At 42.7% G+C, this 12,940-nt stretch carries 10 protein-coding genes and 1 pseudogene; 4 read left to right on the plus strand and 7 right to left on the minus strand.

The features are described 5' to 3' along the window. Nucleotides 1-10 precede the first annotated feature (10 nt). Nucleotides 11-829, plus strand: coding sequence for a lysophospholipid acyltransferase family protein (locus tag J4G44_RS05130; protein WP_096901584.1), 819 nt, complete (start codon nucleotides 11-13; stop codon nucleotides 827-829). 97 nt (nucleotides 830-926) lie between these two features. Here the strand turns inward: J4G44_RS05130 and J4G44_RS05135 are convergent, their stop codons facing one another. Continuing rightward, nucleotides 927-2,537, minus strand: coding sequence for a phospholipase D family protein (locus J4G44_RS05135; protein WP_228291705.1), 1,611 nt, complete (start codon nucleotides 2,535-2,537; stop codon nucleotides 927-929). Nucleotides 2,538-2,713: 176 nt separating this feature from the next. Between J4G44_RS05135 and J4G44_RS05140 the strand changes: the two genes are divergently transcribed. Further along, a complete protein-coding gene (locus J4G44_RS05140; protein WP_207973903.1) occupies nucleotides 2,714-3,724 on the plus strand; it encodes a metallophosphoesterase in 1,011 nt (336 codons plus the stop codon). Between the two features lie 66 nt (nucleotides 3,725-3,790). On the opposite strand, the gene J4G44_RS05145 is transcribed toward J4G44_RS05140, so the two are convergent. Then, complete coding sequence (locus J4G44_RS05145; protein WP_096901571.1) at nucleotides 3,791-5,104, minus strand: MFS transporter; 1,314 nt, start codon at nucleotides 5,102-5,104, stop codon at nucleotides 3,791-3,793. Nucleotides 5,105-5,289: 185 nt separating this feature from the next. Continuing rightward, nucleotides 5,290-5,937, minus strand: coding sequence for a PAQR family membrane homeostasis protein TrhA (gene trhA / locus J4G44_RS05150; RefSeq protein WP_004972459.1), 648 nt, complete (start codon nucleotides 5,935-5,937; stop codon nucleotides 5,290-5,292). 106 nt (nucleotides 5,938-6,043) lie between these two features. Here trhA and J4G44_RS05155 point away from each other — a divergent pair. Both J4G44_RS05155 and J4G44_RS05160 read left to right on the plus strand, forming a co-directional pair. Next, a pseudogene (locus J4G44_RS05155) lies at nucleotides 6,044-7,264 on the plus strand (class I SAM-dependent methyltransferase). A 23-nt stretch (nucleotides 7,265-7,287) separates the two neighbouring features. Further along, nucleotides 7,288-7,710, plus strand: coding sequence for a GNAT family N-acetyltransferase (locus J4G44_RS05160; protein ID WP_004972455.1), 423 nt, complete (start codon nucleotides 7,288-7,290; stop codon nucleotides 7,708-7,710). Between the two features lie 112 nt (nucleotides 7,711-7,822). Here J4G44_RS05160 and J4G44_RS05165 read toward each other — a convergent pair whose 3' ends face one another. The 4 genes from J4G44_RS05165 to J4G44_RS05180 all read right to left on the minus strand — a co-directional run bounded on the left by J4G44_RS05165 (nucleotide 7,823) and on the right by J4G44_RS05180 (nucleotide 12,919). Next, entirely contained in the window at nucleotides 7,823-8,155 is a 333-nt protein-coding gene (locus J4G44_RS05165; RefSeq protein WP_004972453.1) for a hypothetical protein, read from the minus strand. 171 nt (nucleotides 8,156-8,326) lie between these two features. Beyond that, a complete protein-coding gene (locus tag J4G44_RS05170) occupies nucleotides 8,327-10,462 on the minus strand; it encodes a 3-hydroxyacyl-CoA dehydrogenase NAD-binding domain-containing protein (RefSeq protein WP_207973904.1) in 2,136 nt (711 codons plus the stop codon). 11 nt (nucleotides 10,463-10,473) lie between these two features. Further along, entirely contained in the window at nucleotides 10,474-11,679 is a 1,206-nt protein-coding gene (locus J4G44_RS05175) for an acetyl-CoA C-acetyltransferase (protein WP_207973905.1), read from the minus strand. A 229-nt stretch (nucleotides 11,680-11,908) separates the two neighbouring features. Further along, nucleotides 11,909-12,919 carry an AraC family transcriptional regulator gene (locus tag J4G44_RS05180; protein WP_004972448.1) on the minus strand — a complete coding sequence of 337 codons (1,011 nt, stop codon included), beginning with the start codon at nucleotides 12,917-12,919 and terminating at the stop codon, nucleotides 11,909-11,911. Nucleotides 12,920-12,940: the final 21 nt, after the last annotated feature.

Raw genomic sequence — 12,940 nt, forward strand, 5'->3', positions numbered from 1 at the left:
TGATGACCCTATGAACCCAGCTGTTGAAACTCACACATCTCCAATTCATGGTTTTGCAAAGCTTGCTTTGTATAGCAAAAAAGTTCTGGCAACGGCTGGCGCGATTGGTGAAGGGTTTTATTTGGTCTATCGTCATCAATTGTATAAAGACACCAACAACCCGAACAATACGCGCTATGTGCAATATTTTTGCCGTCAATTGTGCAAAGTTTTTAATATTGAAGTGCAAATTCATGGTGAAATTCCGCATGACCCTGCGCTATGGGTCAGTAATCATATTTCGTGGTTAGATGTAGCGGTATTGGGTTCTAGTGCGCGGGTATTTTTTCTGGCCAAAGCTGAAATTGAAAAATGGCCGTTATTGGGTAAGTTAGCCAAAGGTGGGGGGACGCTATTTATTAAGCGTGGCTCTGGCGATTCAGTCAAAATTCGTGAACAAATCACGCAATTTTTAAAACAAGATATTCCTGTATTATTTTTTCCTGAAGCGACCACGTCAGATGGAAGCAAAATTAAAAAAGTGCATGGTCGTATTTTAGGGGCAGCAATTGAAGCCAAACGACCTGTGCAAATTTGTCTGATTTGTTATGTGAATCAGCAAGGTGAGTTAGATACTGTTGCGCCGTTTATTAATGACATGACCTTTGTTGATCATGTGAAAGATGTTTTGGAAATGCCGAAAGTGACAGCGCATTTAATGGCGTTACCTGCAATTGTGGTAGAAGGGCACGATATTGAATCTTTAACTGCTGTGGTACAGGAACGCATGACAGAAGGTTTGGCTGAGTTGCATCGTCAGGTATTAAAACCACAAGTGCTGACATCATAAAACATGCTTAGGCGCATCTTCATGTTAAAGATAGCCTAAGCACATCACATTTTTTTAAGAATAATGGTCATCATCCAACAGCTTCAATATTATGTTGCTACATAAAGCCTTCAATTGGCAGCCATGAGGTAATTTTCATTGTCGCACGTTGATACCATTTCATCCCTGGTTCTTTTTTCAGAATTTGAGTTTCGCCTTGTGGATTTTTCATGTGCCATTGAATGTTTTGCTGTGCATCCAAAACCAGTTTATAAGCATATTTGGACAAATTGACATCCATGGTGTGGTGAACTGAGCGAGCCAATGGCGGACTGTTTAAAATCACCCCAATTTCAGTATTTAAATATGCCGAGCGTGGGTCAAAATTAAACGAACCAATAAATACCTGTTTTTCATCCAATGCCATGAGTTTGGCATGTAAACTAGAACGGCTTAAACCTTTCATACTGACTTTGGCTTTTTTGGAAATTTCGTGCGTATGTGTGTTTAGGTTTTCCATTTCAGGTCGCGCCAAAAACTCATACAGCTGCACGTTATTTGCCAATAAATCTTCTCGATATTTGGCGTAAAAAGCATGCACCACAGGAACATCGTTGGCTTTAAAGGAGTTGGTCAGTACGCGTACCTGAACGCCATCATCCGCCAAGTCTTTTAGTTTTTCTGCCCCCGATTGTTCGGGGACAAAATACGCAGAAATAATATCGACACTACTGCTTGGCTTCTCTAAATGCGTCAGCAATTGAAAGTTGAGATGTTCTTCTTTTGAGGCGCGGTCTTTAATTTTACTCGGCGCATCTTTGACCACTTCAGCACTGACCCAATCGAACTTAATACTATGCGTCATCCACTGTTCAATCGCTTTAGAACGAGTCACCAAATCTAAATAATTTTGTACGGTGGCTTCTTGATCGTGCTGTTCTAATTGCTGTTTTAAGCTTTCATAACGCAAGGTGTAATGTTGTGGATTGACCAATTGCTTGACTGAATAAGCATAGTCATCATTCCAGTATTCATCAAAAGAGTGAATAATTTCATCCGAAGCCGAGCCGACTAACATCACATCGACATCAGAAAATTGATAATTGTCGCTGACGTTATAGTATTGATTGCTCATATTGCGCCCACCAATCAGAGAAATTTGGTTATCGGCAATAAAGCTTTTGTTGTGCATACGACGGTTAATACGCTTCAAATCCAAAATCATGTCCATGGCACGATAATGTCGAAAGCGATATGGATTATACAGTTTGATGTCGATGTTGACGTGTTGATCGAGCGCGAGATAAATGCCTTCCATTTTTTTGGCATTGTTATCATCGACCAATAAGCGGACTTTCACCCCACGATCTGCCGCACGAATAATGGCGTGTAGTGCAAGCGCGCCAATTTTATCGTTATCCCAAATATAATATTGTAAATCTAAAGATTTTTCTGCTTTATTAATCAGATAGATACGTGCTGCTAGGGCTTCGAGCGGATCATACAGGACATGATAACCCGTAAGCTGCGGATATTTTTCGCGTAGCGGCAGTACAATTTTGGCCAAACTGGTTTGATCGGTTGGGGTTTCAAACGCCATCCGGATCGGATGTTCAATCTGTTTGGGCAGCGTGCTACAGCCTGAGAGTGTCAAAACGAAGGCGCAACTCAGCCACAAGACGTTGTGCCGAATATTTTGAAATGGAGCGGATGAGCTGCGGTTTGCCAAATTAAATTCCTTTTTAGCACGAGGAGCAAATAAGTTAAAAATAGGGTTTGAGTATAATTGTCAGCTATGAAAAGATAAATATGACAATACAGATATATGACGTGTGTGGGTTAAATGCGACATCTGGGTTTAGCGCAGCATTGAATAGCAGAAGTATGAAGTAATAGAGAATAAATATGTGGGATAACGATTCAGTCGTGTTGTATTTCTATATGGGTATGGCAATTTTGGCGCTGTGGGCAGTTTCGCAAGCATGGCGCAGTCAGGCCAATACAGAAACCATTCACCCGTTTAAGGCCTTTGTGCATTTGTTGGCATTTTATTTGTCTTACCTGTTGCCGCCTTTGGTTTTTTTTAGTGTCTATGCGGGTATTCAGGGCTATTACTCCATCCACGAAGCGATTTTTGTATTTTTAGTCAGTGCTGTGTTGAGCTATGCGCGTTTGATTGAACCGCATTTGATTCAAGTCAAAACTACCAAATATCAAATTCATGCAGATCGCCGTTTATTAAAGCCTGTCAAAATTGCTTTAATTGCAGATTTACATATTGGCTTGTTTTCTGGGCATGAGCGTCAATTGAAGCAAATTGTGAAAAAACTCAATTTGCAAAACCCCGATATTGTCGTTGTAGCAGGCGACTGGACTTATGAGCCTGAAAATAAATTGGTCGAAGAATTGGCGGTATTAAAAGAAATTTGTGCGCCTGTATATTCGGTAAATGGTAATCATGATGAGCAGTATCCTGGCCCGCCCATTCAAGAGCTGTTAAAAACGGCTTTAGAACAAAATAACGTGATTGATATTGAAGGTAGAATTGTCGAGTTTGATGAGTTTCGTTTGCTCGGTATTGGCGATTTATGGGCAGGTAAAACCGACATGCGCTATATGCCCGATTTACCTCAGGATAAGCCGTGGGTGTTGTTATCACATAACCCCGATACAGTGGATATGGTGCCAAAATTGCCGACACGTCCGTTGATGTTGGCAGGACATACCCATGGTGGGCAGGTTGAACTGCCGTGGCTGACCGATTATGTGATGAAAAAAGTATCTATTTTAGGGCATAAAAAGGGGTTATATCGCCATGATCATGCCGATGTATTTGTGACTGTAGGGACAGGAATGGTCGGTGTTCCTTTTCGTTTTGGTGTGCCGCCCACGATTGATATTATTGAATTATTGTAAGCACCGTCACCATCGCCTACATGAAAAAAACCAGCCGAGGCTGGTTTTTTGATGCAATTTTTGCGCTTAAATTTGATTGTTTACATCATCATGCTTGGTTTCTCGAATCATTAAAAATGCGATTAAAGACAAGATGGATGCTGCACTTAAATAATAACCAACTGCAGCCAAGCCATAAGTGGTGGCAAGTTTGGTGGCAATCAGTGGGGCAAACGATGCGCCAAAAATACCCGCCAAGTTAAAGGTGAGTGCCGAGCCTGTATAGCGTACAGAAGTAGGAAAAATTTCAGACAACACTGTACCAATTGGTCCGTAAGTAAGTCCCATAATTGCCAAGCCAATACACAGGAAAATAAATACAATCCACGTGCTGCCTGAAGCAAGCATATCGGCAAAGAATAAGCCAAAAATTGCAGAGACGATGCACACCGCAATAGAGGTAGTTTTACGTCCAAATTTTTCGGCTAAAACGGCTGAGAGGGGAATAAAAGCAGCAAAACACAATGTGGCTAGTAGTTGAAGTTTTAAGAATTCTTCACGTGAATAACCCAGTTGTTTGGTGCCCCATTGCAAGGCAAATACCGTAGTCAGATAAAACACCACAAAGGTACAAATTGCAGCGATTGTACCGAGCACTAACATTTTAGCGTGTTTTTTAAAGACCTGAATAAATGGCACATTGACTTCTTTTTGTTTATTCAACACTTTTTGGAAGGCAGGCGTTTCATGCAGTTTTAAGCGAATCCATAAACCGACAATCACCAATAAGGCACTCGAAATAAACGGGATGCGCCAGCCCCATGTCATAAAGTCTTGCTCAGACATCAGCGCACCTAAAATAAGGAATGAACCTGTGGCAAGAATAAAACCAATCGGAGCGCCCAATTGTGGGAACATGCCATACCAAGCACGTTTACCTTCAGGGGCATTTTCTGTGGCTAACAGTACTGCTCCCGACCATTCACCGCCCAAGCCTAAACCTTGCCCTAAGCGACACAACGCCAACAGTAATGGCGCGATAATCCCAATTTGTGCATACGTCGGCAGTAAACCAATACAGACTGTAGAAATTCCCATGGTCAATAATGCCGCGACCAAAGTGGCTTTGCGTCCAATCCGATCTCCTAAATGTCCAAATAAAGCTGCGCCAATTGGACGGGCGATAAAGGCAATTGCAAAGGTGGCGAGAGATTGAATGGTTGCCGTCATTGGGTCAGTACTGGTCGGAAAGAACAGATACGGGAAAATAATGACTGCCGCAGTGGCGTAGATATAAAAGTCAAAAAACTCGATGGTGGTACCGACCAAGCTTGCAGTCAGTACTCGAAATTTAGAATTTTGAGTCGGCTGTTCAGCGGCAGCAGTAGATGAAGATGCCATACAGGACCTTATGTAAAGTGAATTTTAAATGAAAGTGTAATTTGGCACAGACCGCACTGGCAGAAAAATAGTAGATACTTCTTGTAGTTATACTTTTTTGAACAAGAAGTCGGTTACAAAACTGCATCCATGAACACCATTCAAATCTGATCGTTTTATCTGTAAGACATGAGCGATATTCAGCGTTAAATCACATACAGATAAATTGCCAGAAAGTGTGCGCCTGCACCAATTAGGACAAATACATGCCAAATTGCGTGGGTATATCTTACGCGTTTTAAGGCATAAAACAATGCACCCACGGTGTAGGCAATGCCGCCAATTAGCAAAAAGGTCAGGGCTTGGCTGCTTAAATAGGCTTGCATATCGTCCATGACCAGAACGGCTAACCAACCCATCACCAAGTAGGCAATTAAAGAAATTTTATGAAAACGGTTGATAAATACCAGTTTAAATAGGGTGCCAATCAGGGCAATAATCCACAGGGCAATTAATAAATATTGTGCTTTTTGAGTAGGAATCGCGATGGATAAAAATGGGGTATAAGTCCCTGCAATTAAATAATAAATTGCGGTGTGATCTAACTTTTTATAAAAATAACGACGGTCTGCTGCGGTTGCCATGTGATACAGCATTGAAGCAGAAAAAAGCAGTACCATGCTTATTGCATAGGCCCACAAACCTAGCCATTGTCCCGTACTTAAATACGCACCTTTAATGATTAAAAGAATACCTGCAATAAATGCCAAAGCCGCACCAACACCATGGCTCAGATAGTTAATCCGTTCTTCTTGCAGGTCATAATCAGGCACTAAAGGGGCATTTAATTTCATGGCGAATCTGCTTTAATTTCTTTAATTATACAACTGTATCGTAATTCAATTTTGCTTTAGGGTAATAACAATTAAACTTGAATTGTAATTTTTTCAGGTTTTTATTATGTCGACTTTGGCTTCTCCCTCTGTGCAGGAACAACAATTCTTAGAGGCTTTTCAGCAAGCCATTGATACACAAAAGCTTGATCGTGTGGTGCTGAGTCAATATAAAGGCGAACTGGAACAATTAGAAAAAATCACCTTACGGGTGATTCAGCTAAATCAAGACACCGTTTTAACTTGTTTGTATCGCCATAAAACGCAGGATATCACCAAAAACTATCCTTTGGCAGAAGCACAGATACAATTGAGTCACTTATTGGCAGATTGTAAACAGGCCAATTTATTTACGACAGATCAGGAAATTCAGCTAAAAAAGAACAAAAAGAAAGCCATGCTCAGCATTAGTAAAACAGCACCGACTATAGCGAAACCGAAAGAACCGCAAGGACATGACCGAGAAAAGCAGCGTTATGTCGATCAATCCAGCCCATTTTTACAACACTTGGGGATTAGCGATGCCAAAGCGCAAATTATTCCGAGCATGGCGCGTAAATGGAAACAGATTAATAAATTCATTGAAATTTTTTCGGGGGCTTTGGCGCAAATCAAAATTTCGGAAAATACTGTGCGCGTGGTGGATTTTGGCTCAGGCAAAGGCTATTTAACTTTTGCGTTATATGACTATTTGCAAAAGCAGTAATTTCTTCCTTTTGTGACTGGGGTGGAACTAAACCCGAAAATGGTTGAGTTTTGTCAGTCGGTGGCGAGTGCTTCAGACTTTCAGCAGCTAGATTTTTTTCAGGGCGATGTGCGCACCTATCAGCCAGAACATTTAGATGTAATGATTGCTTTGCATGCCTGTGATGTCGCCACCGATTTTGCAATTCATACTGGTATTCGCCTGAATGCACAAATGATTATGTGCGCGCCGTGTTGCCATAAAGAGTTGCGTCCACAATTACAAAGCCCAAGCGTGTTGCAACCGATGCTGCAATTTGGCATTCATGCAGGGCAACAGGCGGAAATGTTAACCGATACCATCCGCGCTTTATTGCTCAAAGCCTATGGTTATGACACCAAAGTTTTTGAGTTTGTCGCTTTAGAACACACCAGTAAAAACAAAATGATTTTGGCAACCAAACGTCAAAATTGGAGTGAACCTGATCAAGCAGTTTTGGCACAAATTCGTGATTTAAAAACCATGTACGGTATTCAAAAACATTCTTTGGAGTTGTTGTTGAACGATCAGTGGGATCAACAGGGCATTGGTTCTAAGTGCTAAGCAAGATGGAACAGGATATAAAGATGCAAGATTATGAAATTCAATCGGGCACTTGGACACAATTTGCTGCAGAGGCCAAATCTATTCGTGAGCAAGTCTTTATTCAGGAACAGCGAATTGCGCCTGAAGATGAGTGGGATGCACAAGATGCAGTTGCCTTGCATTTTGTGGTCTATGCAACTGGACAGGCGATTGCAACAGCACGTTTACTGGAAAATCACAGTATTGGACGGGTCGCAGTGTTGAAATCACAGCGCGGTTTAGGTGTGGGACGTGTTTTAATGCAGCATATTATTCAGGTGGCAAAGCAGCAGCAACGTCCGTGGGTCAAGTTGTCTGCGCAGGAACACGCGATTCCGTTTTATCAAAGTTTGAGTTTTCAGGTTGAGGGTGAGTCGTATTTAGATTGTGGTATTCCGCATGTAGATATGCGATTGATATTTTAAACGAATTGTCGATAGTCCTGATTTTAATCGTGCAAAATAAAAATCGCCATGATGGAATGTGATCATGGCGATTTCTTTTTATAAACTGTATGAACAGAGCCGCTAGCGCATATTAATGTCCATGTGCGGGTGCTGGCTCATGGTTTTCAGGCATATTGGCATGTTCTGTTTCAGTCATACCGTGTGCATCTGCAGTTTCAGCAGCCAAAGCTTCACGTGCTTCACGATCTGCTTGTGCTTTTGCCAATGCTTCTTGTGACATAGCTGGCGCATTTTTAAAGGCGTGTTGCTGAGTATTCTGCTTTTGTTGCTGGCTAGGCATGTAGTCAGGTTCATTCGTGACCGCTAACCAGAAAATAAACATGAAAATTCCACCCAAAATACAGAAAATAAAGAGTGCTTTCCAACCCCAAGGTGATTTTTCAGGAGTAAGGCGTTCGGTCATGTGCATCTACCCAATTTGAATCTAAATCTTAAAATTATGTAACTTTATAACATAAAATGCATGAAAAACGGATTAAATTCTATTTATGCAGGGATATTCATTGTAATTTTGAGCAAATAAAAAGAGGGATGATATATCCCTCCCAGATTGCTTTAAATTTAAAGTTTAGCTTTAAATGCTTTTAGCACCTGCAGCAACACGATCTTGCAAGATTTTAGGTGGGGTAAAACGCTCGCCATATTCAGCAGTAAGTTGCTGTGCTCGTGCCAAAGCCTGTGTTAAACCATATTGATTCAAAAATTGTAAAGCACCACCTGTCCATGCAGGGAAGCCAATGCCAAAAATTGAACCAACATTGGCATCAATGACAGATTCTAAAACACCTTCTTCCAAGCAACGTAAGCTGTCCAGTGCTTGTACAAATAAGAAACGGTTAATCATCTCTTGTTCAGCGATTTCGGTATTTTGATACCAATGACTTAATCCCGACCAAAGCTGTTTTTTACCCTGTTCAGGGTAGTCATAAAAGCCTGCACCTGCAGCTTTGCCTTTACGTGAGAATTGATGAATCATGGTTTGAATGACTTCATCTGCACTCGACAGTGGTCGGTCTTTTCCTTCGGCTTGCAGCGCCTTACGTGCTTCCTGTGCCACGTGTTCAGATAAGGTTAAAGATACTTCATCCTGAATAGCAAGTGGGCCAACAGGCATACCTGCTTTTAAAGCTGCCATTTCAATTTTGGCAGGATGTACGCCTTCTGCCAGTAAGCGCAAGCCTTCCTGCACAAAAGTGCCAAACACCCGACTGGTAAAAAAGCCACGTCTGTCATTGACTACAATCGGTGTTTTACCAATGTGTTGCACAAAGTCATATGCTTTTGCCAAAGTATCGGCAGAGGTGTTTTTTCCTTTAATGATTTCTACCAACGGCATTTTATCGACAGGACTAAAGAAATGCAGTCCAATAAAGCGCTGTTGATCTTGCGCAGCTTGGGCAAGCCCGCTTATTGGCAAAGTTGAGGTATTAGAGGCCATCACACCATCTTCAGGCAAAAATACTTCTGATTCCTGTGTAACTTGTGCTTTAAGTGCTGGATTTTCAAATACAGCTTCAATGATTAAGTCACAGCCTTGTAAATCGGCAGCCTGTGCCGTTGGATGAATATTGGCTAAAACTTGTGCTGCTCGCTCTGCACTTATACGACCTTGCGATACTTGTTTATCCAATAGTTTTTGACTGTAAGCTTTGCCTTTTTCAGCTTGTTCGATGGATACATCTTTAAGAACAACCGCAATGCCTTTGCTTGCTGTGGCATAAGCAATGCCTGCGCCCATCATGCCTGCACCTAAAATGCCGACTTTTTGAGTTTGATGCGGTGCAATGCCTTGCGGACGGCCACTGCCCGATTTAATCGCATTCAGCCCATGCCAAAAGGTGCCAATCATATTTTTAGAAATTTGACCTGTTGCGAGCTGGGTAAAATAGCGAGATTCAATGCGTAAGGCTGTATCGACATCAACCTGTGCACCTTCTACTGCTGCACTCAAAATTGCTTCAGGCGCAGGGTAACAGCCTTTGGTTTTGTCGCGTAGCATGGCAGGAGCAATGGAAAGCATTTGCGCGACAGCAGGTGTAGATGGTGTTCCCCCAGGGATTTTATAGCCTTTGACATCAAATACTTGTTGTGATTGAGGATGTGCAAGAATCCAGTCTTGGGCTTTGCTGAGTAATTCTGTTTCATTTTCAGCAAGATCATGGATTAAACCTAAACTTTGTGCTTTTTCCACACTCAGCTGTTTGCCTTCCATCAACAGCGGCAGGGCAGTTTGTAAACCCAATAAACGTACCATCCGCACAATACCACCGCCACCAGGCAATAAACCTAAAGTCACTTCGGGTAAACCAAACTTGGTTTTTGCATCACGAATTGCAATACGATGATGACAGCACAGAGCAAGTTCCCATCCGCCGCCGAGTGCCGTGCCATTTAAGGCAGCTACCACAGGAATACCACGGGTTTCAATATAACGCAGCTGTGCTTTTAGGTTTTCAATCATCTGAAAAAATGAGCTGGCATGCTCAGGCTGTACTTGAATCAACTCATCTAAGTCACCGCCTGCAAAAAAGGTTTTTTTCGCAGAGGCGAAAATGATTCCCGCCACTTGTTCGTCTGCTTTTAACTTTTGTACCACTTGCGCTAATGCATCTCTAAAGTCAGCATTCATGGTGTTGGCAGATTGATTTGGTGAGTCAAAGGTTAGAATGACAATGTTATCGGCATTTTTATAATAGTGAATTGCGCTCATTTTTATACTCCTTATACTCGCTCAATAATGGTGGCAATTCCCATCCCACCGCCTACACATAATGTAGCCATGCCGCGTTTTTTATCTTGTCGTTCCAACTCATCCAACAAAGTGCCTAAAATCATGGCACCTGTCGCACCTAAAGGGTGCCCCAAGGCAATTGCACCACCATTTACGTTCACTTTGGCAGGGTCAACTTTCAGTTCCGTGATAAAACGCATCACCACAGCGGCAAAGGCTTCATTCACTTCAAATAGGTCAATATCTTCAATGTTGAGTCCTGCTTTGGCCAAGGCTTTACGTGCCGCAGGTGCTGGCCCTGTAAGCATGATCGCAGGGTCTGTGCCAACCAGTGCGGTAGCAAGCACTTTGGCGCGTGGTTTTAAGTTGTGTTGTTGTACCGCTTGTTCCGATGCAATCAAGACCAATGCCGCGCCATCAACAATACCTGATGAATTGCCTGCATGATGCACATGATTGACTTGCCCTGCTTCAGGATATTTTTGCAAGGCGATGGCATCGAACCCCATTTGTCCCATCATTGCGAAACTTGGCTTGAGCTGTGCCAAACTTTCAACTGTGGTCTGTGGTTTGATAAATTCATCTTGTGCCAAAATCACCACACCTGCCTGATCTTTGACAGGTACAATCGAGCGCTCGAAATGTCCCTGTGCTTGTGCTGCTGCGGCTTTGTGCTGTGATGCTGCTGCAAATTGATCGACTTCTGTACGGCTATAGCCATCGAGTGTGGCAATTAAGTCAGCGCCAATACCTTGTGGAATAAAGTCACAAGCCATATTGGTTTCAGGGTCGAATGCCCAAGCACCACCATCGGAACCCATTGCCACACGTGACATAGATTCCACACCACCTGCAACGATTAAATCTTCCCAACCCGAACGAACTTTTTGCGCTGCGAGGTTCACGGCTTCTAAACCTGAGGCACAAAAGCGGTTGATTTGTACCCCAGCAACATCATTGTCCCAACCTGCGGCAATCGCTGCGGTTTTGGCAATATCTGCACCCTGATCGCCAATTGGTGTGACACAACCCAAAACAATATCGTCTACTTGTGAGGTGTCTAGGTTGTGTCGTTGTTGCAATTCATTCAATAAGGTTGTGAGTAGGCGAATGGGTTTAACTTCGTGTAATGCGCCATCTTTTTTTCCTTTGCCGCGCGGAGTGCGAATAGCATCAATGATGTAGGCCTCGCTCATAATCAATCCCTTGTCGATAGTTTTCTTTATGATTGCTTTTGAGTGTAATCTGAAAATTTTGAAGTGCAATGACGAGAACGGTACAGGTCAGTGAGGTTTTTTGCTAATTGGGATGACGCAGTAATTTGGCAGAAAGATTGAAACTATAATAGAGCGATAAAAAAAGCCCTTGCGGTGTGCAAGGGCAATCGATTGGAATTACGAGTTATTGTGAATTGTCGATTCTAAATTAATGATAACCGTGCAACTGACGGTATAAACCAGGTGTGACGCCAGTCCACTTTTTGAAAGCACGGTGGAAAGTACTGGTTTCGCTAAAGCCAACTTGTTGTGCCACATCTTCAAGGGTAAGTTCAGGATTCAGCAATAGGTGAATCGCGGCATCACGGCGTAATGCATCTTTTACCCCTTGATAGCTTTTACCTTCTGCAGCCAAACGACGACGCAAGGTTTGTGGCGATAGGTACAGCATGGATGCAACATCGTTCAAGGTTGGCATTTCTTCGCCAATTTGGCTCTTTAACACGTCACGAATACGCGAAGTTAAAGAATTGGTGTTTTTGAATTTCACCAACAATTGCGCAGGCGCGGTTTTTAAGAATTCGTCTAAGGTTTCTTGGGTTTGACGAATTGGTAAATCCAAGTAGTCGGCAGCAAAGGTAATTTCGGTGCGTGGCATGTCAAATTGCATGACAGGCGCAAAGAACAGCGCATCGTATTCATCTGCATGTGCAGGACGTGGATAGCCAAAATGTACGCGCTCCAAAGGCAGGCGACGTTCAATCAGCCAAGATGCCAAGCCGTGCCAAATCATCAACATACTTTCAGTAATAAAGTGATCAGGATCCATAGCTTGTGGAATAGATGGTACCAAACGTGCTTCGTGTTTATCACGTTCTAAGGTAACCGACCAATCATCACCAAACAGTTTGTAGAATTGCGAAGAGAGTTCTAAGGCATCGCCCAGTGTTTTGGCGTGAATTACCAATTGGCACATGATCGCGAATGTACCCAAACGACGTGGCTGAGAATCAAAACCCACGTGTTCGTCTTGGGTCACCATCCACAACATTTTAATAAAGCGGGTATATTGTTCAGGTGAAATACGTGCTTTCGGTTGGCGCAGAAGTTCTGCCTCAATACCGACATGAGATAATAAGGTTTCGACATCCATGCCGAGTCGCTTAACACCCGTGAGCGCTGCATTTACAAAATGGATACTAATGGTATCTCTGCTCATGTTAAATCCTTCAGTCTCTTT

Origin of the sequence: Acinetobacter towneri (assembly GCF_017498585.1) — a bacterium.
Classification (GTDB): Bacteria; Pseudomonadota; Gammaproteobacteria; order Pseudomonadales; family Moraxellaceae; genus Acinetobacter; species Acinetobacter towneri.